The sequence below is a fragment of the Stappia sp. P2PMeth1 genome (assembly GCF_900185735.1).
Taxonomy (GTDB): domain Bacteria; phylum Pseudomonadota; class Alphaproteobacteria; order Rhizobiales; family Stappiaceae; genus Stappia.
Map to the genome: position 1 here is coordinate 63,100 of NZ_FYAW01000009.1, position 20,914 is coordinate 84,013.

Below are 20,914 nucleotides of genomic sequence, written 5' to 3' on the forward strand. Positions count from 1 at the left end.
GGGTGTTCGAACTGAAGGATGTGGAGATCCTGCAGGATATCGTGCGGGCGGGCGGCTTTCGGGCCGCCGCCGCCAAATATGGCCTGTCGCAATCGGCGATCTCCAACCGGGTGCTGGCGCTGGAAAAACGCCTCGGCATCCAACTGTTCGACCGCGGGCGCCGGCAGGTCCGGTTGACACCGGTCGGGCGCCGGTTCCTGGAAGAGGCGCAGCGGCTGAGCGCGGCCCGCGACCGGTTGATCCAGGAGATCACCCGCCCGGGCGGGCTGAGCGGCACGGTCCGTATCGGCGTTGCCGAGACTATCGTCCACACGATCCTCAGCGAGTTGCTGAACCAGTTGAAGGGCGCGCACCAGCGGGTGCGCTTCGAACTGTCGGTCGACACGTCGCGCGAATTGGGCGTCGCCCTTGCCGATGACGGGCTGGATGTTGCGATCATGCTGCGCGAGAGCGTGCCGAGCGGAGCCGCGGTGGTGCCGCTGCAGCGCCAGCCGCTCGGCTGGTATGGCGCTGCCGCCGATCCGCTTCGCCGATCGGAGAGCGCGGAGCCGCTGACGCTTGCCGATCTGGCGCGCCAGACCATCGTCTCCTTTCCGAAGGGTACGCCTCCCTTTCGGGAACTGGAGGGGCTGCTCGCCGCGCCCGATCTGCCGCCGCCCGACCTGCACGGATCCGCCAGCCTGTCGACCGTCCTGCATCTGGTCGCCGACGGCTTTGGCATCGGCGTGCTGCCGGTGCGCATCGCCGAGGCCGACCTGTTCCGCTCCCGGATCCGCCGGCTGAACGTCGTGGCAGAGGCGCAGTTGAGCGCCCTGAGGTTCGTCGTGGCCTATATGCCGGATCGAAATCGCGACGTGGGGGAAGAGGTTGCGGCAATTGCGCGCGCATGTGATCAAAATGATCTTGAAAAGAGATCATAAAAATCTTATATCGATAACTTGACAAGATCATTTCGACTGGCAATCCTCAAGGGACCTGTGAGGAGGCTGCCAGCGTGTCTGCATCTGTTGCCGTTGATCGTGCCGCATCCGATCCGGATGCCTTCCGCGGTCTCTCTCCCGCCGAACTTCGGCGCAGCATTCGGCAGGGGCGGTTCCGCGGCCCGACCGCCGGCTACGGCAAGGGATGCCTGCAGGGCAATCTCGCGATCCTGCCGGCCGCGCTTGCCGGCGACTTCCTGCGCTTCTGCACCCTCAATCCCAAGCCCTGCCCGCTGATCGGCGTGTCCGAGCCCGGCGATCCGAATATCCCCTCGCTGGGGACGGATCTCGATATCCGCACCGACGTGTCGGGCTATCGCGTGTTTCGCGCGGGGCAGGAGGGATACACCTCGGTGCCGGATCTCGCCGCGGTATGGCGCGAGGATTTCGTGGCCTTCGTTCTCGGCTGCTCGTTTTCCTTCGAGGCGGCGATCGTGCGGGCGGGCATTCCGCTACCGCATTTCGAGGGCGGCAGGAACGTGCCGATGTACATTACCAGCCTGCCGACGGCGCCGAGCGGGCCCTTCGGTGGGCCGCTGGTGGTGTCAATGCGCTCTTTCCATCCCTCCGACGCGATCCAGGCGGTGCTGCTCTCCGACCGCTACCGGCTGGCGCATGGCGCGCCGGTGCATATCGGCGATCCGGCGGCGATCGGCATTTGCGATCTGATGACGCCTGATTTCGGCGATGTCCCGGACCTGGCTCCGGGCGCCATTCCCGTGTTCTGGGCCTGCGGCGTGACCCCGCAGATGGCGATCCGCCAGGCCCGGCCGGAGATCGCCATCACCCATGAGCCCGGCCACATGTTGGTGACCGATCTCTCCGCCGATGCCGCCGAATTCTCGCTGGGCGGCGTCTGGCCCGCTTCGACGTGAACGAAAACCAGAGGAGTCCCACATGAAGCGCATTGCCTCCAGCCTGCTCGCCGCCACGGCCCTGTCCTTTGCCGTTGCCGCTCCCGCTTCGGCGGAAACGCTGTCCGTCGTCGGCAGTTGGTCGAACCTTCCCCTGCACCAGAAGTTTGAGGCCCCGTTCTGGACCGAGATCCTGCCGGCGGCATCGAATGGTGCCATCGAGGTGCAGATGACCACCCACAACCAGATGGGCATCCAGGGCGGCGACGTGTTCCGCATGCTGGGCGACGGCGTCTTCGACGTCGGCATGACCGTTGCCGACTACGCGGTCGGCGATGCGCCCGAACTGGAAGGGCTCGACGTGCCGCTGATCGCCACGACCGCCGACGAGGCCCGCGCCATGGTCGCCGCCGCCCGCCCGATGGTCGAGGACATCTATGCCGAGCGCTTCAACGCCAAGGTGCTGGCGATCGCCCCCTATCCGCCGCAGGTGGTGTTCTGCAAGGGCGAGGTTTCCTCGCTTGCCGATCTCAAGGGCAAGAAGATCCGCGGGTCCGGTCGCATGACCACCAAGTTCCTCGAGGCGCTGGGCGCCGAGGGCGTCAACGTCGCCTTCTCGGAAGTGCCGGGTGCACTGGAGCGCAGCGTCATCGACTGCGCCGTCACCGGCTCGGGTTCAGGCTACAGCGCCGGCTGGTGGGAGGTGACCAATACGCTGATGAACCTGCCGCTGGGCGGCTGGGACTCGGTGGTGACCGCGATCAATCTCGACCGCTGGAACGCTCTGCCGGAGGAGACCCGCAGTCTCATCGAGACCCAGATCAGGGACAAGTTCGAGACGCCGGCCTGGGATGCTGTTGCGGCCTCGATCACCACCGATACGGCCTGCCTGACCGGCAATGGCGAATGCCCGGCCGGCAAGCCGGCGTCGATGACGTTGGTCGAGGCGAGCGAGGAAGATGTCGCCACCGCGCGCGAGATCCTGACCGAGACGGTCCTGCCCGAATGGGCGGAGCGTGCCGGCGCGGACTGGGTCAAGCGCTGGAACGACAGCGTCGGCCAGACCACCGGCGTCACCGTCAACTGACGATGTGAGCCAAGAGGGGGCCGCGACATGACCGAAAATCTCGCCGCGGCCCTCCGCCGCATGAATTCCTGGCTTGCCCTGCTGGTCGGCCTCGTACTGCTGGCAACGGCAGGCTTCGTCATTGCCGACATCACGCTGAGACAGTTCGGCCGCTCCTTCGGCGGCTCGGACGAGATCTCCGGATATGTGATGGCCGCCGTCGCAAGCTGGGGCCTGTCCTATGCCCTGACAGAGCTTGCGCATGTGCGCATCGATCTCGTGCGGCAGAAGCTGCAGACACGGGCGCGGGCGTGGCTTGATCTCTTCGCCATGAGCGTCGCCGCCGGGACGGTCTGCATCATCGCCTACCAGGCCTGGCCGGTGCTGGAGAAGACCCTGGTCCGCGGATCCCGGTCCAACACAGCGTTGGAGACGCCGCTGTGGATCCCGCAATCGATCTGGTTTTCCGGCTGGGTGTGGTTCGCCGTCTCGTCCTGCGTTCTCGTGCTGCTGGCGCTGGCGACGGTGCTGCGAGGGGATTTCCGGACCGCCGACGCGATGATCGGCGCGCGCGGTGAGGGAGAGGACGCCACATGATCGGGAGCGTCGCCCTCGCCCTTCTGGGGCTGCTTTCCCTGTCGATCCCTGTCGGTATCGTCCTCTTCCTGCTCGGCTTCGGCATCTCCGAGTTCTTCTCGGTGTTTCCGCTGATGCGGGGGCTGGGGCAGGTGGTGTGGTCCGCCTCCGCGTCCGCCACGCTGATCGCCATCCCCTTCTTCGTGCTACTCGGCGAGATCCTGGTGCGCGGTGGTATCGCCGAGAGAACCTACGGATCCCTCGACAAGTGGGTGTCCTGGCTGCCGGGCGGGCTGGTCCATGCCAATATCGGCACGGCGACGATGTTTTCCGCAACGTCCGGCTCGTCCGTGGCAACTGCGGCGACGGTCGCGACCGTGGCGATGCCCCAGGCAGAGAAGCTCGGCTATGATCCCAAGCTGTTCTCGGGCGCGATTGCCGCCGGCGGCACGCTCGGCATCCTCATTCCGCCGTCGATCAACCTGATCGTCTACGGCTTCCTCACCGAGACCTCGATCCCGCGCCTGTTCCTGGCCGGCCTCTTGCCGGGATTGCTGATGGCGGTCGCCTTCATGATCGTCACGGCGATCCTGTGCAAGCTGAGGCCCTCGCTCGGCGGTCCGAGCCGCAGCTTCGGCTGGGGCGAGCGCATCGCGGCGCTTGTCCAACTGGTGCCGATCCTCGTCCTGTTCATCGTGGTGATCGGATCGATCTATGCGGGCTGGGCGACGCCGACGGAATCCGCCGCGGTGGGCGTTGCGATGGCGCTGCTGATCGCCGCGCTCAATGGCGGCGTATCGCTCGCCATGTTGCGGGACAGTCTGCTCGGCACCGTGCGCATCACTGCGATGATCATGCTGATCATCGCGGGGGCCTATTTCCTCAACTTCACGCTGGCCTCGGCCGGGCTCGGGCGCGAGCTCCAGAGCCTGTTCGACAGTCTGAACCTGTCGCCCTTCGGCACGCTGCTGGTGGTGATCGTCCTCTATATCGTGCTCGGCTTCTTCATCGAGACGCTGTCGCTGATGGTCGCAACCATTCCCATCGTCGTGCCGATCATGGTCGGGCTCGGCTACGACAAGGTCTGGTTCGGCGTGATGATGATCGTGCTGGTGGAAATGGCGCTGATCACGCCGCCCGTCGGGCTCAACCTCTACGTGGTGCAGGGGGCGCGCAAGTCCGGCTCGCTGAGCGAGGTGATGCTCGGCAGCATTCCCTACGTGCTGGTGATGCTCGCCATGGTCGCGGCCCTCATCGTCTTCCCACAAATCGCCCTGTTCCTGCCCGGATCGCTCTGATCCGGTGCAGGCGCGGGCCTGTCCCTCCCCAAGGAGCCTCTCATGGAGTTCACCCTGAACGGTGCGCCGCTTGTCGCCCACGTCGCCGATCTGACTGTCGCCGGCTGGACCGGACGCGATCCCGAGGCGATCCGCCATCACATCGAGGAGTTGGCGGAAATCGGCGTGGTGCCGCCCTCCACCGTGCCGCTCTACTATCGCACCGCCGCCGCTCTCCTCACCCAGGAGAACCGCATCCAGGTGGTCGGCGGCGGCACGTCCGGCGAGGTCGAGCCCTTCCTGCTGGCGAAGGACGGCGTGCTTCACATCGGGCTTGCCTCCGACCATACGGACCGCGACCTCGAAGCCCATTCCGTGGCATTGTCCAAACAGGCCTGCGCCAAGCCGGTGGCGCGTGAGCTCTGGCTGTTCGAGGAGGTCGCCGGCCATCTCGATGCGCTTGAACTGCGCTCCTGGATCAAGGAGGATGCGGCCGGTGACTGGATCCCCTATCAGGACGGCAAGGTCGGCTCGATCCGTCCGCTCGCCGATCTGATCGAGGGCTCCGGACTGGAGGCCGCCCGCGAGCGCGGGGACTGTACCGCCATGCTCTGCGGCACGCTCGGCGCCATCGGCGGCGTGCGGCCGGCGGCGGCATTCAGGATGGAACTGCGCGATCCGGTGCTCGGCCGCAGCATCGGTCACAGCTATGACATAACAGTCCTGCCGATCGTCGCCTGAGGCGCCGCTCGCGGGAAGATTGCCGCCGGCGGACGGGCCAGCCGGTACAGGAGGAGACAGGCGTATGGGTGAGATTGTCGAGAAGGCCAGGGCCGCGATCGGGCGTGTCGAGGCGCTGGGGGACGCAGCATCGGCGCTCTTCACCGAGTTTTCTCCTGCCCGCATCCTGCAGGCGGCGGCAGAGGCGGAGGCCCGTGTCGCGGCGGCCGACAGGCCGCTGCCGCTGGCCGGGCTGCTGGTCTCCGTCAAGGATCTCTATGATGAGGCGGGCCAGCGCACCACGGCGGCCTCGCTGCTTTTGAAGGACCGGGAGCCTGCAACCGAAGACTGCCCGGTGGTGGCGCGGGTCAAGGCGGCTGGCGGCGTGCCGTTCGGCCGCACGGCGATGAGCGAGTTTGCCTATTCCGGCGTCGGCCTCAATCCGCACTACGGCACGCCGTCGAATGTCTTCGAGGAGGGCGGCATCCCGGGCGGTTCGACCTCGGGCGGCGGCGTGACGGTGGGCCTTGGCCTGTGCGACATCGCGCTCGGCACCGACACCGGTGGCTCGATCCGCATACCGTCCGCCATCAACGGGCTTTACGGCCACAAGCCGAGCCAGGACAAGGTGCCCCTCGAAGGGGTGCACCCGCTGGCCGTCTCCTTCGATTCCTGCGGACCGCTGGCCGCGGACTTCGCGACCATGCTGGCTGCCTATCAGGTGATGAGCGGGGGCGATGCGCCGGGCGTCGAGGCGCCGGCCGGCAGCTTGCGTCTTGCCGTGCCCGAGAACGCCTTCACCAATGAGCTGGACGAGTGGTCGCGCGGCCATTTCGAGGCGGCCAAGGCGCGCCTCGCCGAAGCCGGGCATGACCTCGTGCCGCTCGATCTCGGCTTCCTGCACGAGGCGCTGCCGCTCAACAGGATCCTCGTCTCCGCCGAGGCGCATGCGCTCTACAAGGATCATCTCGACACGCTCGCCGGCATCGGCGATCCCCGGGTGCTGGCCCGCATTCGCTTCCGCGAGACGGTAAGCGACGAGGATCTGGCGCGGGCGAAGGCCGCCCGCCTCGAAGTGATCGCGCGTACGGCCGAGGCGCTGTCGGGCTTTGATGCGATGATCGCCCCGACGCTGCAGATCCGCCCGCCCAGCATCGAGGACGCGCTTGCGGACTTCGACCGTATCAACGCGGCGATGCTGCGCAACACGTCGATGCTCAATCTCGCTGATGCCTGCGCGATGTCGATGCCTACGCGCGGCACCAGTAGCGGTCGCCCCGGCGCGTTGATGATCGGCGGCGCCAAGGGTCATGACGAGCGCGTGCTGTCTGTCGGCGCAAGGCTCGACCGGGATCTCAACGGCGAGCGCTGATCAGATGCCGTTCCCCGGAAACCGGCGATCCCGGACGGGGTCGACCGGGGTCTGGGTCATCTCCAGATGCAGCGCGCGTCCCGTGTAGGGATGCGCGCGTGCGACGTCCTCGTCGAGGTCCACGCCGAGCCCCGGCGCGTCGGGCACGATGACATAACCGTTTTCCCAGCGCAGCGGCGTCTTCAGGATATCGGCGTGGAAACCGTCGAACCGGCGGATCGATTCCAGGATCAGGAAGTTCGGCGAGCAGGCGGCGAGCTGAATGTTCGCCGCGGCGACGATCGGTCCGCAATAAAGGTGCGGCGCGATCTGGGCATGCCAGGCCTCCGCCATGCCGGCGATCTTCTTGGCCTCCAGCAGCCCGCCGACGCGGCCGAGGTTCATCTGCAGGATCGAGGCCGCGCCGGTCGAGAGCAGGCGGGCGAACTCCCATTTGGTGCAGAGCCTCTCGCCGGTCGCCACCGGGATCGCTGTTCCGCGCGCGACCTTGGCCATTTCCTCCGGCATGTCGGGCGGCACCGGCTCCTCGAACCAGAGCGGGTCATAGGGTTCGATCCGGCGGGCAAGACGCAGGGCACCCGATGCGGTGAACTGCCCATGGGTGCCGAAAAGCAGGTCGGCGCGGCTGCCGACGGCCTCGCGGATGCGGCGGCAGAACAGCTCGCTGCGGTCGAGGTCTTCCAGGTCCGGCTGGCGTCCGCCATGCACCGAGTAGGGGCCGGCGGGATCGAACTTCACCGCCGTGAAGCCTTCCTCGACATATTCGGCAGCCCGCTCGGCGGACAGGTCCGGATCGCCATAAAAGGCGGCGTGGTCCTCGTCGCCCTTCGGGTAGAGATAGGTGTAGGAACGCAGCCGCTCGTGCACGCGTCCGCCGAGCAGGGCATGGACCGGCTTGCCGAGCGCCTTGCCGATAATGTCCCACATCGCCATTTCGAGACCGCTGACAACGCCCGACATGGTGGGGTCCGGGCGCTGGGTGAACCCGGAGCCATAGGCCCTGCGGAAGAACACTTCGACGGCGAAGGGGTCGCTACCCTCCAGGTAGCGGGCGAAGACGTCCTCGGCGAGGCACGCCATCGCCTCGGGACCGAAGCTCGCCGCATAGATCTCGCCATAGCCGACAATGCCGCAGGCGGTGGTGAGCTTGACGAAGACGAAATAGCGCCCGCCAAAGCCGGGCGGCGGATTGCCGACGATGAAGGTCTCCAGGCCGGCAAGCTTCATAGCGGTTCCCTCTCATCGCGCGGTGTTCGGCCCCTGCAGGCTAACGGCGATGGGGAGGATGTCCAGACGCGCGAAAGCGACACGGGTGGTCGCTTTCGCGCAAGTGAGATATCAGGCCCAGCGGACCTGCGCGCCCAGTTCCGTCAGCTTCTCGACGAAGCGGGGGTGGGCGCGGCGGATCGGATCGGCCTTGCGGATGATCGACTGGCCCTCGACCTGGATCGCGGCCAGGAACAGGCCAAGCACCACGCGGATGATGTAGGGCGCCTCGACTTCCGCCGGCCGCAGGTTGTTGCCGCCGAAGACGATCAGCCGGTGCGGATCGGACAGATGCACGCGGGCGCCGAATTTCGCCAGCTCCGAGCTCCAGGCCAGCGCACCCTCGTAGATCTTGTTCCAGAACATGATCTCGCTGCGGCAGCCGACGGCGACGCCGATCGCTTGCGGCAGCAGGTCGGCCGGGAAATAGGGCCAGGGGGCGGCCTCGATCTTCGGCAGCATCTCGCGCGTATAGGGCCGCGAGATTTCGCGGGTCCAGCCGGTCACGGTGATCGCGCCGTCGTTGGTCTCGAACTGCAGTCCGAGCTTGGCGAACTGGCGCAGGATCAGCGTCATGTGCGGGGTGATGTCGGTCTTCACCGTGACCCGGCCGCCGGTGACGCCGCCGATGGCGAGGAAGGTCGCGACTTCATGATGGTCGTCCGGCACCCGCACGCGGGTTCCCGACAGGCGCTCGACGCCGGTCACGGTGAGGCGCGAGGTGCCGAGACCGTCGATCTTCGCGCCCATCGAGCGCAGCATCTCGCACAAGGCCTGCACATGCGGCTCGGAGGCCGCGTTCATCAGCACGGAGGAGCCTTCCGCCGTGGCGGCGATCATCGCGAAGGTCTCGGTCGCGGTCACGGATGCATAGTCGGCCCAGATCGCCTGGCCCTTGAGCGGCTCCTCGCGGCGGATGTCATAGGGATGCGTCGCGACGATGCGGGCGCCGAACTGCTCGATGATCTCCAGATGCGGATCGATCTCGCGCAGGCCGAGGGCACACCCCTTGGCGTCCGTGTCGAAGGTGAGGGTGCCGGTGCGCACCATCACCGGCGCCAGCAGCAGCACGGCGGAGCGGATGCCGAGCGGCAGGTCCGCCTCTCCGCTGCGGAAGGCGTCGAAGTCGTGGCGGATGGTCAGCGTCGCCCCGTCGTCGGCGCGGGCAACGGTCGACCCCATGCTCTCGAAATAGGCGAGGATCTTGGCGACGTCGCTGATCTCGGGAACGTTTTCCAGTGTCACCGGCTCGTCGGTGAGCAGGGTGGCGCAGAGCATCGGCAGAACGGCATTCTTGTTGCCCGACGGAATGACGGTGCCCGAGATCGGGTGTCCGCCATCGACGATAAGGTCGGCCATGGGAAAGTGCCTCCGGATGGAAGGGGCAGGATGTTGCCCGTTCCTAATGGAGAATCCCGGCGACGGCAAACGGCAGTTCCGTGGCAAATGCAGGGCCGCGCGGGGAGCCGGGCTATGCGGCGATTTCCAAGGCGGTTCCGGCGGCCAGCAGCCGCTCGGCAATTTCCGGCGGCGGTGCCCTGTCGGTAACGATCCGGTCGACATCCAGAAAGCCGGCAACCCGCACCAGGGCGCGCCGGTTGAACTTGCTGTGGTCGGTGATGACCGTGCGCGTCTCGCCGCAGCCGAGCACGGTACGGGCGAAATCCGCCTCGGCAAGGTGGTAGTCCATCAGGCCGCCCACCGGATCGATGGCCGCGATGGAGATGACCACATGACGGACGCGAAAGGCGGAGACGAAGTCGATGGCCGAGCGGCCGAAGGCGGCGCCATTGTCGCCGTGAAGCTCGCCGCCGGCCATATAGACCTTGTTGCCGTTGACCGTCGCCAGGGTCCTGGCGACATCGGACGAGTTGGTAACGATGGTCAGGCCGGTCTTGCCGCGCAGCTCGCGCGCCAGCACGCTTGTCGTGGTGCCGGTGTCCATCATGACGCTGTCGCCATCGGCGATGCCAGCGGCGACATGGCGGGCGATGCGGATCTTGGCGTCGAGATTCTCGCGCATCCGCCGCTCGAACGGGGCTTCCATGTCCTGGCGCGGCAGGCTGATCAGTCCGTGCGACTTGACGACCTCGCCGGTCTCCACCAGCGAGCGGATGTCGCGTCGGATCGTCTCCAGCGAGACGTCCAACTCGGCGGCGAGATCGGCGATGCGGGCGCTGCCCGTGCGGCGGGCGCGTTCCAGGATCAGGGTCTGACGCTTGCTGAGAGCCATGGCACCACCGGCAGTTTGCGAATTTGGTTTATTACGTGGTTTTTGTGGTGATAACAGGCATTAAATCTCAAAACACCACAAAAATTGCGCAACTTGCCAATTTATTCCCTCAAATCGATTGACAGGGTTGGCGGCGGGAGTGACGATCCTGTGACGGCGCCGAAGAGATCCGACAAGGGCGGGCGCTGCCTCCAGAGCGCATACAGAGGGAACCAGCCATGACACATGTCCGCCCGGCGGCAGCGATCCTGTCCGCCCTGATGGCCGCAACCGTCCTTGCGGGGACGTCGGCGCAGGCCGCGGAAAGCACCGACCCCATCCGCCTCACCCTGCACGACTGGACCGGCCAGTTGATCACCACCCGGATCATGGGCGAGGTGCTGCAGAAGGCCGGCTACAATGTCGAGTATGTCCAGGCCGATTACATCGCCCAGTTCGCCGGCCTGAAGACCGGCGACTTGCATGTGGCGATGGAGATCTGGGAGACCACCGGCCGCGATGCACTGGACGAGGCGACCGCCACCGGGCAGGTCGAGAATCTCGGCGACAGCGGCATGCTGGCGATCGAGGAGTGGTGGTATCCGAGCTACATGAAGGAGCTCTGCCCGGGCCTGCCGAACTGGGAGGCACTGAAGAGCGACGCGTGCGCCAAGGCCTTCTCGACGGCGGAGACAGCGCCGAAGGGCCGCTATCTCGGGGCGCCGGTGACCTGGGGCGGCTATGACGACGAGCGCGTCGAGGCGCTCGAACTGCCGTTCGAGGTGGTGCATGCCGGCACCGACGCGGCGCTCTTCGCCGAGCTGGAATCGGCCTATCAGCGCAAGGCGCCGATCCTCCTGTGGGTCTATGCGCCGCATTGGGCGCCGCAGAAATACGAGGGCGAGTGGGTCGAGTTCCCGGCCTACGAGAAGGCCTGCTACGAGGATCCCGCCTGGGGGCCCAACCCGGACATGGCCTATGACTGCGGCAAGCCGCGCGGGCCGATCTGGAAGGTTGCCTGGTCCGGCGTGAAGGACAAGTGGCCCGGTGCCCACCAGGCGATTTCGGCCTTCTCCGTCGACAATGACGAGATGGGCGGGATGATCACCAAGGTCGATCTCGAAGGACAGAGCGTCGAGGACGTGGTCGCCGCCTGGATGGAAGCCAATACCGGCCGCTGGTCGGAGTGGATCAAGTAACACCCTTGCCCGACTGGCTGTCGCCGTCTTCCATCCCCTGGGCGGCGGCAGCCTCTTTTCGGCCTGTCGCCTGACGGCTCGCCCGTCCTGGCGGTGGAGGCGACCGGACATGCAAGCCGAGGCAGAGCGACCTTGACCATTTCACAGCAGCAAAGCGATAGCCTGGCGGCCGCGGAGCCCCCGGCAAAGCTCGAGTGCCGGTCCGTCTGGAAACTGTTCGGCGACGGGGCCGAGCGCTATCCCGTCGACGGCGTGGACGCGGCCGACAGTGCTCGGCTGGCGCGGGCCGGGGTGGTCGGTGCGGTGCGCAACGTCAATCTCGGTGTGCGCGAGGGCGAGATCTTCGTGATCATGGGGTTGTCGGGCTCGGGCAAGTCGACGCTGGTGCGCTGCCTGTCGCGGCTGGTCGAACCAACCCATGGCGAGATCCTGTTCAACGGCGAGAACCTGCTTGCCGCGAGCCCCAAGCGGATGATCGAGATCCGCCGTCACCACATGGGCATGGTGTTCCAGCATTTCGCGCTGCTGCCGCATCTCACCGTGCTCGGCAATGTCGCTTTTCCACTGGAGGTTCAGGGCGTGGCAAGGGCAGCCCGCGAGGCCCGCGCCCGGCAGATGATCTCGCTGGTCGGGTTGGAGGGGCGCGAGGGATTTTTTCCGCGCGAACTGTCCGGCGGCCAGCAGCAGCGTGTCGGCATCGCCCGCTCGCTCGCGGTCGAGCCGGAACTGTGGTTCCTCGACGAGCCCTTTTCGGCGCTCGATCCCCTGATCCGGCGCGAGATGCAGGACGAATTCATCCGCCTGCAGTCGGTGCTGCGCAAGACCATCGTCTTCATCACCCATGATTTCGACGAGGCAATCCGCCTGGCCGATCGCATCGCCATCATGAAGGATGGGGCGGTGGTGCAGGTCGGCACGCCGGAGGATCTCGTGCTGCGGCCGGCGGATACCTATGTCGCCGAATTCACCCGTGGGGTGGCCCGCGCCAAGGTGATCCGTGCCGGCAGCCTGATGGAGGCGGGAGCGGCTCCCGCCGGCGCGCCGACCGTCGAGGACGGGACGCCGATCGCCGATGCCGCCCCGCTCTTCGCCGGCGGGGCGCAGGACCTTTGCGTGTGCACGCGCGATGGCCGTCCGATCGGCCGACTGTCCCGCGATGCGGTCGCCACCGTCATGATGCAGGGCTGAGCATGAGCGAGACCGCCGGCCTGTCGCGTTCCGCCGTGGCACCTGTCGTCTCCGTCCGCGCGGACGGCGGGGAGGGCCGTCGCTGGCAGGCGATCTGGGGTGTCGGACTTGTCGCTTTCGTGCTGCTCTGGCAGTTCGGCAAGCCCTATGCCGGTTGGGCCTTCGACATCCCCCGCCCCTGGCGCATCCCGATGCAGCGCTGGATCGGCGATGCGATGCGCTGGCTGGTCGAGGATGCGAGCTTCGGCCTGTTCACCTTCACCGAGTTCACCCGCTTTCTCGCAGGCATGGTCGAGGCGCCCTATCGTCTGGTTCTCGGACTGCTGTCGACGGGCATCCTCGACGGACGCGGCAGCGCTGCCGTGCAACTGCTGCCGCCGCTGTCCTGGATCGCGGTGATCGGCATTGCCATGCTGATGGGACATTTCGCCGGAGGGCGCCGGCTCGCCCTGCTGGTCGGCGGCTGCTTCGCCTTCCTTGCCGTCTTCGGCCAGTGGACCAGCGCGATGGTGACGCTCGCCTCGATCCTGATCGCGGTGCCGATCGGGGTCGTCGGCGGCTTGCTGCTCGGGCTTGCCGCCTTTCGCTGGCGGACCTTCGACCGCTTGCTGCGGCCAGTGCTCGACCTGATGCAGACCGTGCCAGTCTTCGCCTATCTGGTGCCGATCCTGTTCCTGTTCGGTTTCGGCCCGACGTCGGCGATCGTCGCCACCATCATCTATGCGCTGCCGCCGATGACGCGTATCAGCCTGCTTGCCTTGCGGGCCGTTCCGGAAGAGGCGCACGAACTGGGCCGGATGACCGGCTGCTCGCGGCGGCAGATGACCTGGCGCATCCTTGTGCCGAGTGCCCGGCCGGGGCTGATGGTCGGCGTCAACCAGGTGATCATGCTGTCGCTCAACATGGTCATCATCGCCTCGATGATCGGCGCGGGCGGGCTCGGTTTCGACGTGCTGGCCGCCCTGCGGCGCCTCGACATCGGGGCGGGCATCGAGGCGGGGCTTGCCATCGTTGTGCTTGCCATTGCACTCGACAGGCTGAGCCAGGCCTTCGCCGGCCGCCGCCCGGAGCACGAGGCGGAAGGCGCACGGCGCAAAAACCTGCTCGCGCGCCATCCCTATACGGTTGCCGGCTGCCTGCTTGTTGCCGTCACTGCCCTTGCCGGCCTCGTTGCCGCGCCGGTGCAGGCCTATCCGAAGGCCTTGCAGCTTTCCACCGGGTCGGTGGGCAGCGACATCGTCGGCTGGATCAACGTCAATTTCTTCGACCAGATCGAGGCGGTGAAGAACGCGCTGCTGCTCAACGTGCTGGTGCCGGTGAAACGTTTTCTCGCCGACCTGCCCTGGCTCGGCGTGACCGGGCTGCTGGGCCTGCTCGGCTGGCGGCTGGGCGGCTGGCGGCTCGCCCTTCTGGTCACCGTGCTCGCCTCGCTGATCGCCTTCACCGGCCAGTGGGAAAAAGCGATGGTGACCGTCTATCTCTGCGGCATCTCGGTCGTCATCGCCTGCATGATCGGCATTCCCGTTGGCATTCTCGCCTCGACCCGCGAGCGGCTGTGGAAGGCGGTCGAACTCGTCATCGACACGCTGCAGACGCTGCCCTCCTTCGTCTATCTGATGCCGGCGGTGATGCTGTTCCGGGTCGGCGATTTCACCGCGATGATCGCCGTGGTCGCCTATGCGGTGGCGCCGGCGATCCGCTACACCGCGCACGGGCTGCGCCAGGTGAACCCGCAACTGGTCGAGGCCGGCATCGTCTCGGGGGCAACCCCCTGGCAGTTGATGACCAAGGTCCGCTTGCGGCTGGCCCTGCCGGAGATCCTGCTCGGCATCAACCAGACGATCATGCTGGCGCTGTCGATGCTCGTCATCACTGCCCTTGTCGGCACGCGTGACCTTGGCCAGGAAGTCTATATCGCGCTCACCAAGGCCGATACCGGGCGCGGCCTGGTCGCGGGCCTTGCCGTCGCCTTCATCGCCATCATCGCCGACCGGCTGATCTCCGCCGCGGCCGAGCGGAGCCGCCAGCGCCTCGGCCTCAACGATACCGCAGGAGGACGCGCATGAGCGATGCGCCCGGATCCGCCGCGACGCGGGACAGGATCGCGGCTCTGCCGGTCTGGTCCGGCCGACCGGAGATCGAACCGCTGCATGGCGGGCTCTCCAATGCCAGCTTTCTGGTCCGCGACGGACGCGGAGCCTTCGTCGTGCGTCTCGGCCAGGATTTCCCGTTCCATCATGTCGAGCGGGCACGCGAGGCGATGGTGACGCGGGCTGCCGTCGAGCTCGGCCTTGCGCCGGAACTGGTACATGCCGAGCCGGGCATCATGGTGTCGCGGTTCATCGACGGTCACACGTTTGGTCCCGCCGACGTGCGCGCCCGCCGCGCCGACGTCGCCGCGCTCATCCGCCGCTTCCACACCGGGATGGGGGCGAGGATCAGCGGGGCCGGCTTCATCTTCTGGGTCTTCCATGTGATCCGTGACTATGCCCGCACGTTGGTCGCCGGCAACTCGCGCATGGCGGGCCGCCTGCCGGAGTTCCTCACTGTAGCGCAGGAGATGGAACAGGCGCAGGTCCCCCTGCCCATCATCTTCGGCCATCACGACCTGCTGCCGGCCAACTTCATCGATGACGGCAACCGTCTGTGGCTGATCGATTTCGAATATGCGGGTTTCGGCACAGCGATGTTCGACCTCGCCGGCGTCGCCTCCAATGCCGGTTTCTCGCAGATGGAGACCGCAGATCTGCTGGAAACCTATCTCGACGCGCCGGCGGAGGCGGCCTTCCTGCATGCCCATGCGGCGATGCAGGTCGCCTCGCTGCTGCGCGAGACCCTGTGGAGCCTCGTCTCCGAGCTCCATCTCGACGCGCCCGGCGTCGACTATGTCGCCTACACCGCAGAAACGCTCGCCGCCTACGAGGCGGCGCTCGCCAGCTACCGCCTCCGTTTCGGAAAGGGTTAGTTCCATGTCGCTTCCTCAGCAGGCCCAGATCGTCGTCATCGGCGGCGGCATCATCGGCTGCTCGACCGCCTATCATCTGGCCCGCGATCACAAGGCCGGCGTGCTGCTGCTCGAGCAGGGCAAGCTCACCAGCGGTTCGACCTGGCATGCCGCCGGTCTCGTCGGGCAGTTGCGCTCCTCCGCCTCGATCACTCAGGTGCTGAAATATTCCGTCGACCTCTACAAGCGGCTGGATGCCGAGACGGGTCTCGAGACCGGCTGGCGGATGACCGGCTGTCTGCGGCTCGCCTGCAACCAGGACCGCTGGATCGAATATCGCCGCCTTGCCACCACCGCCCGCAGCTTCGGCATGGAAATGCATCTGCTGTCGCCGGACGAGGTGAAGGCGATGTGGCCCTTGATGCGTGTCGACGACCTGGTAGGGGCAACATTCCTGCCGACCGACGGACAGGCCAGTCCCTCCGACATCACCCAGTCGCTGGCAAAGGGCGCACGCATGCACGGGGTGCGGATCGTCGAGGGCGTGCGGGTTACCGGGTTTGTCATGGAGGGGTCCCGCATCACCCATGTGGAGACGACGCAGGGGCGCATCGCCTGCGACAAGGTGGTCAACTGCGCCGGCCAGTGGGCGCGGCAGGTCGGCGCCATGGCCGGCGTCAACGTGCCGCTGCAGCCGGTCAAGCACCAATACATCATCACCGAGGCGATCGAGGGCATCACCTCCAACACCCCGACCGTGCGCGACCCCGACCGGCGCACCTATTTCAAGGAGGAGGTGGGCGGCCTTGCGCTCGGCGGCTACGAGCCGGACCCCATCGCCTGGACGACGGGAGATGTCCCGAACGACTTCCAGTTCCAGCTCTTCGAGGACGATTGGGATCACTTCGAACAGCATCTGGTCAACTCGATCCACCGGATCCCGGCGCTGGAACGCACCGGCGTCAAGCAGATGATCAACGGACCGGAGAGCTTCACGCCGGACGGCAATTTCATTCTCGGCGCGGCGCCCGAATGCGCCAACATGTATGTGGGCGCGGGCTTCAACGCCTTCGGTATCGCCTCGGGCGGCGGTGCCGGTTGGGTGCTCGCCGAATGGGCGATGAAGGGCGAGGCGCCGCTCGACCTGTGGAGCGTCGATATCCGCCGCTTCTCGGGCCTGCACAGCGACCGCGACTGGGTCTGCGAGCGCACGCTGGAAGCCTATGGCAAGCACTACACCATCGTCTTCCCGCACGAGGAATACGAAAGCGGCCGGCCGCGCATCGTCTCGCCGCTGTATGAGAGGCTGAAGGCACGGGGCGCGGTGTTCGGCTCCAAGCTGGGCTGGGAGCGGCCGAACTGGTTTGCCCGTTCCGGCGACGAGCCGCGCGACGTCTATTCGATGGGCCGGCAGAACTGGTTCGACGCGGTCGGCGAGGAGCACCGGGCCGTGCGCGAGGCCGTCGGCCTGTTCGACCAGTCGTCCTTCGCCAAGTTCGAGCTGCGCGGGCCGGATGCGGCGGAACAGCTCGAGTTCATCTGCGCCAACAAAGTCGGCAAGCCGGCCGGCCGGCTCACCTATACCCAGCTCCTCAACAGCCGCGGCGGCATCGAGTGCGACTTGACGGTAGCGCGTCTTGCCGAGGACCTGTTCTACATCGTCACGGGAACGGGCTTCCGCACCCATGACGGAGGTTGGATCTCCGAGCACCTGCGCACCGGCTCCAACGCGACCCTTGTCGATGTGACCGAGGAGCATGGCACCTTGTCGCTGATGGGTCCGAAGGCCCGCGATGTGCTTGCCACTGTCGCGCCGGGGGCGGATGTGTCGGGCGAGGCCTTCCCCTTCGGCCATGTGCGGGTGATCGAGATCGCCGGACATCCGGTGCGGGCCTTGCGCGTCACCTATGTCGGCGAACTCGGCTGGGAACTGCATGTTCCGATCGCGGCCACCGGCGCGGTGTTCGACGCGCTGATGCAGGCGGGTGCCCCGCACGGCATCCGTCCGGCCGGCTATCGCGCCATCGAATCCCTGCGGCTGGAGAAGGGCTATCGCGCCTGGGGCGCCGACATCACGCCGAACGACAGCCCGTTCGAGGCGGGCCTTGGCTGGGCGGTCAAGCTGCGCTCCGGTCTTCCCTTTCTCGGCCGGGAGGCCGTGGAGCGCATTGCGGCCGCGCCGCTGCGCAAGCAGCTCGCCTGCTTCACCGTGGAGGACCGGGGCGTGGTGCTGCTTGGCCGCGAGACGATCCTGCGTGATGGTGAGTTTGCCGGCTATCTTTCCAGTGGAGGCTTTGGCTACACGGTGGATCGGCCCATCGGCTACGGCTATGTGCGCCGGGCGGAGGGAGTGGACGAGGCGTACTTGCGCGCCGGCAGCTACGAGCTCGTCGTCGCCAATGAGCGGGTTCCGGCCCGGATCGAACTCGGTGCCCTCTACGATCCGCAGAACGCGCGGGTGAAGGCCTGAGGATCAGGCGCTCGCCGCGGCATCCGCCATCGCGTGTGCCGCGCCGGGCATGCGCGTGTCCGACACGATGCGGCCGGCCTCCATGCGGATCAGCCGGTCGCATTTGTCGAAGCAGTGCTCGTCATGGGTGACTGCGATGACCAGATGGCCGTTGCGGGCCATCTGCGGCACGAGGACCTCGTAGAAGAGCTTGCGGCGAACGGGGTCCTGATCGGCGGCGAACTCGTCGAGCACGATGATCGGCCGTGCCTCGGCAAGCGCCACAGACAGCGCCAGCCGGCGCTTCTGGCCCGTCGAAAGCGCCAGGGTCGAGAACGCACCGTCCTGTATCCGCACCCGGTGGGCGAGGTCGAGCTCCGCGAGATGCGGCGGGACCTTGGCCTGCTCCACCGCGTCGAGGCCATAAAGGCGGGCGAAGAGGTGGAATTCGCTGAACACGGCGCTGAACAGGTCCCGATAGTCCTGCAGGCCGGCAACCGACACCGGTTTTCCGTCGAGCAGGATCTCGCCGCTTTCGGGCCGGCGCAGGCCGGTCAGCAGCGAGATCAGCGTCGACTTGCCCGCGCCGTTGCCGCCGCTGATGAACACGACCTCGCCGGGCTTCAGCACCAGGTCGAGCGGACCGACGGTGAAGCGTTCGTCGTCGGCCGGGGCGCCGGCGCTCTGTGGCGGGGTTTCCGACAGGGTCGCCGTCACGCCGCGCAGTTCGATCCGCGAAAACGCCGGGGTCGGATTGTCTGGCGCGGTGCCCGCGTCGACCTCCGCCTCGGCGATCAGGTCCTTTTCCAACCCGGCGATCAGGCGACGGGCGACGGCGGCGCGCGAGAAGGACGCAAGATTGCCCATCACCGTTTCCACCGGTCCGTAGGTCAGCAGCACGACGGTCAGCACCTGCAGCACGGTTTCGGTCGGCGTGCCGGCGAGAAGCGGCAGACCGACGACGATCAGGCACAGGAGGCCCATCATCGCGCCCTGGGCGACCGTCTGGCCGAGGCTGAAGAAGCGCTCGGCGGTGACCTTCAACTCGCGTTCGCGGCTCGCCGCATCCAGGATGTCGGCCTGCAGTCCGTCGCGCCGGGCGCGCCGCAGCCGCAGCTCCTTGTAGCCGCGCAGCACGTCGTTGACCCGGTCGAAGAAGGTCCATTCCGTCCGCGAGGCCCGCTCGGCGCTCGCCTGCGCGGGCGTCTGCGCCAGCAGGTAGCCGATGGCGCCGAGCACCACGGCACCGAGTGTCGCCACGCCGCTCGGCCAGGACAGATAGAAGATGTAGGGGATGCAGAAAGCGATCACCAGCGCCGCTTCCAGCGACTGGATGAAGTTCACCGATGCATAGGAGATCTGGTTCACCTCGTGGGTGACGATCGAATAGACCTTGCCGTGGTCGCGGCGTGACAGGAAATCGGCACGCGCCTCCAGCAGCCGCCGGCTCAACTCGGTGCGCAGCCGCCGCTTCGTCGTCTCGACGAGGCGGAAGCTGGCGACCCGTGCGAGGTGCGAGAAGGTCAGCGTCGAGGCGATGGCGGCGAGCAGCAGCAGGACGTCGCCCGTGGCAATGGCGGCAGCCCCCGCCAGCGTGTTGATGGCGTAGATCATGCCCGAGCGGGTGACGCTGGCCAGCACCGCATAGGCGAGCACGGGCGAGCGCATCAGATTGCCGTCGCGGATCAGGAAGGCGAAGAGCGAGCCGAGCCCGCTGCCGCCGTCGGTGCTGCTACCCGTCTCGCTGTCGTTCTGGCCCGCCATCTTGCCCGTCTTGTTCGCCGTGTCCGCGTGTCGCCGGCGTGTGATTGCTCCTGCCGCAAGACCTGCCTTGCGTGCTGGCCGACCGTCGCCGTGCCCCTGCTCTAGCCCAATTCGCGGGCGAGGGGAACGCGCTTGAGCCGGGCAGGGGAGGGGCGCCTTCGCGATCGACATCCCCTTCGCAACTCTCCGCGCGGTTGTCGGGCCAGGCCGCTCTGCCGTCTGGCGGTGTACTGGCTCCGCCGTTCCGGCCCGTCATGCGCTTGACCGTCGCTTCGGACCATCTCGTGCTGGAGGCAGCCGGCCGATGGCATTGCCGACGGGCGGTGCAAGCCGGTCTGCGGCAACTCGGTCACGGGTGTTTTCGCGTCATCAGCGGCTCTGGCGCCAGGGTCTTGGCGGGATGCGAAACTGCGTTGGGAAAAGCCGACTTGTCCGGCCGCTCTTCTCTTGACAGTCGGGCGCGGCGCCGACTATATGCGGGCTCACTCGCGCGGGCCTTGCTGCCCGCTGCCGGTCTGGCGGAGTAGCTCAGTTGGTTAGAGCAGCGGAATCATAATCCGCGTGTCGGGGGTTCGAGTCCCTCCTCCGCTACCACCAATCCCCACACCCGTTTGACCCCATTGGGGTATGCGCGCTCGCCAAGGATCGAATTCAGGCGTCCTGCAATCTCGATCTCGACGGCGCCGGCTTCTGACGGGTCGCGATAAACGGTCACCGTTTCGACGAGTTCTCGTATGGCTTCCGCGCATTCCCGGTCGCCCGAACGGATGCCTTCCGCGAGTGCATCTTGCAGGTTTTCGAGTTGCTCTTCGTAGCGCTTCAGGGTCGCTGGATGCAGAGAGACGACCTCGAAGGCGGGTGGAGCTTTCTCCAGCTCAGCAAGAACGGCCTGGCGCTCGTGGTAGAGTTCCGTCGAGCGGGGACCGATCACATATGGATCGCCGATGCCCTTGGCGAGATGATCGACCAACCGGTCGATCTCGCGCTTGAGCTTATCGGCACGGCGTTCAAGCCGGGTTCGATTGGCGTCGGCCTCCGCTGATAGTC

At 67.0% G+C, this 20,914-nt stretch carries 17 protein-coding genes and 1 tRNA gene; 14 read left to right on the forward strand and 4 right to left on the reverse strand.

Features of this window, described 5'->3' with window-relative positions; genetic code table 11:
* Positions 1-2: 2 nt before the first annotated feature.
* The 7 genes from P2PM1_RS03295 (at position 3) to P2PM1_RS03325 (ending at position 6,845) form a co-directional block, all read left to right on the forward strand.
* A complete protein-coding gene (locus tag P2PM1_RS03295) occupies positions 3-920 on the forward strand; it encodes a LysR family transcriptional regulator (RefSeq protein ID WP_186398099.1) in 918 nt (305 codons plus the stop codon).
* Positions 921-994: 74 nt separating this feature from the next.
* A complete protein-coding gene (locus P2PM1_RS03300; protein WP_186398100.1) occupies positions 995-1,855 on the forward strand; it encodes a putative hydro-lyase in 861 nt (286 codons plus the stop codon).
* Positions 1,856-1,877: 22 nt separating this feature from the next.
* Positions 1,878-2,921, forward strand: a complete 1,044-nt coding sequence (locus P2PM1_RS03305) for a TRAP transporter substrate-binding protein (RefSeq protein WP_186388334.1) — start codon at positions 1,878-1,880, stop codon at positions 2,919-2,921.
* A 27-nt stretch (positions 2,922-2,948) separates the two neighbouring features.
* Positions 2,949-3,497: a TRAP transporter small permease subunit gene (locus tag P2PM1_RS03310; protein ID WP_186388333.1), complete on the forward strand. Its 549-nt coding sequence runs from the start codon at positions 2,949-2,951 to the stop codon at positions 3,495-3,497.
* On the forward strand, positions 3,494-4,774 hold the full coding sequence (locus P2PM1_RS03315; protein WP_186398101.1) for a TRAP transporter large permease: 1,281 nt from the start codon (positions 3,494-3,496) through the stop codon (positions 4,772-4,774). The genes P2PM1_RS03310 and P2PM1_RS03315 overlap by 4 nt, the downstream gene beginning before the upstream one ends.
* Before the next feature lie 42 nt (positions 4,775-4,816).
* Complete coding sequence (locus P2PM1_RS03320; RefSeq protein WP_186398102.1) at positions 4,817-5,494, forward strand: DUF2848 domain-containing protein; 678 nt, start codon at positions 4,817-4,819, stop codon at positions 5,492-5,494.
* A 64-nt stretch (positions 5,495-5,558) separates the two neighbouring features.
* The gene (locus tag P2PM1_RS03325) at positions 5,559-6,845 is read left to right on the forward strand and encodes an amidase family protein (protein WP_186398103.1); all 1,287 of its coding nucleotides are present in this window, start codon (positions 5,559-5,561) and stop codon (positions 6,843-6,845) included.
* Here P2PM1_RS03325 and P2PM1_RS03330 read toward each other — a convergent pair whose 3' ends face one another.
* The 3 genes from P2PM1_RS03330 to P2PM1_RS03340 form a co-directional block, all read right to left on the reverse strand.
* A complete protein-coding gene (locus tag P2PM1_RS03330; protein WP_186398104.1) occupies positions 6,846-8,072 on the reverse strand; it encodes a mandelate racemase/muconate lactonizing enzyme family protein in 1,227 nt (408 codons plus the stop codon).
* Between the two features lie 111 nt (positions 8,073-8,183).
* Positions 8,184-9,470 carry a UDP-N-acetylglucosamine 1-carboxyvinyltransferase gene (locus P2PM1_RS03335; RefSeq protein ID WP_186398105.1) on the reverse strand — a complete coding sequence of 429 codons (1,287 nt, stop codon included), beginning with the start codon at positions 9,468-9,470 and terminating at the stop codon, positions 8,184-8,186.
* 112 nt (positions 9,471-9,582) lie between these two features.
* The gene (locus P2PM1_RS03340) at positions 9,583-10,344 is read right to left on the reverse strand and encodes a DeoR/GlpR family DNA-binding transcription regulator (protein WP_186388327.1); all 762 of its coding nucleotides are present in this window, start codon (positions 10,342-10,344) and stop codon (positions 9,583-9,585) included.
* A gap of 260 nt (positions 10,345-10,604) precedes the next feature.
* Here P2PM1_RS03340 and P2PM1_RS03345 point away from each other — a divergent pair, with 260 nt between their 5' ends.
* The 5 genes from P2PM1_RS03345 to P2PM1_RS03365 all read left to right on the forward strand — a co-directional run bounded on the left by P2PM1_RS03345 (position 10,605) and on the right by P2PM1_RS03365 (position 18,124).
* Positions 10,605-11,522, forward strand: a complete 918-nt coding sequence (locus tag P2PM1_RS03345) for an ABC transporter substrate-binding protein (protein WP_244301411.1) — start codon at positions 10,605-10,607, stop codon at positions 11,520-11,522.
* A 132-nt stretch (positions 11,523-11,654) separates the two neighbouring features.
* Positions 11,655-12,710 carry a glycine betaine/L-proline ABC transporter ATP-binding protein gene (locus tag P2PM1_RS03350; RefSeq protein WP_244293100.1) on the forward strand — a complete coding sequence of 352 codons (1,056 nt, stop codon included), beginning with the start codon at positions 11,655-11,657 and terminating at the stop codon, positions 12,708-12,710.
* Between the two features lie 2 nt (positions 12,711-12,712).
* Positions 12,713-14,776: a proline/glycine betaine ABC transporter permease gene (locus P2PM1_RS03355; protein ID WP_186398107.1), complete on the forward strand. Its 2,064-nt coding sequence runs from the start codon at positions 12,713-12,715 to the stop codon at positions 14,774-14,776.
* Entirely contained in the window at positions 14,773-15,675 is a 903-nt protein-coding gene (locus tag P2PM1_RS03360; RefSeq protein WP_186398108.1) for a choline/ethanolamine kinase family protein, read from the forward strand. Before P2PM1_RS03355 ends, P2PM1_RS03360 begins: the two co-directional genes overlap by 4 nt.
* A gap of 4 nt (positions 15,676-15,679) precedes the next feature.
* Entirely contained in the window at positions 15,680-18,124 is a 2,445-nt protein-coding gene (locus P2PM1_RS03365; protein ID WP_186398109.1) for an FAD-dependent oxidoreductase, read from the forward strand.
* A 3-nt stretch (positions 18,125-18,127) separates the two neighbouring features.
* On the opposite strand, the gene P2PM1_RS03370 is transcribed toward P2PM1_RS03365, so the two are convergent.
* Positions 18,128-19,867 (reverse strand): cyclic peptide export ABC transporter, encoded by a 1,740-nt coding sequence (locus tag P2PM1_RS03370; RefSeq protein ID WP_186398110.1) that lies wholly within the window; start codon positions 19,865-19,867, stop codon positions 18,128-18,130.
* Between the two features lie 517 nt (positions 19,868-20,384).
* On the opposite strand from P2PM1_RS03370, the gene P2PM1_RS03375 reads away from it, so the two are divergent.
* A tRNA-Met gene (locus P2PM1_RS03375) sits at positions 20,385-20,461 on the forward strand.
* A 238-nt stretch (positions 20,462-20,699) separates the two neighbouring features.
* Positions 20,700-20,909 (forward strand): hypothetical protein, encoded by a 210-nt coding sequence (locus P2PM1_RS25770; protein ID WP_371636329.1) that lies wholly within the window; start codon positions 20,700-20,702, stop codon positions 20,907-20,909.
* The last annotated feature ends 5 nt before the right edge of the window (positions 20,910-20,914 follow it).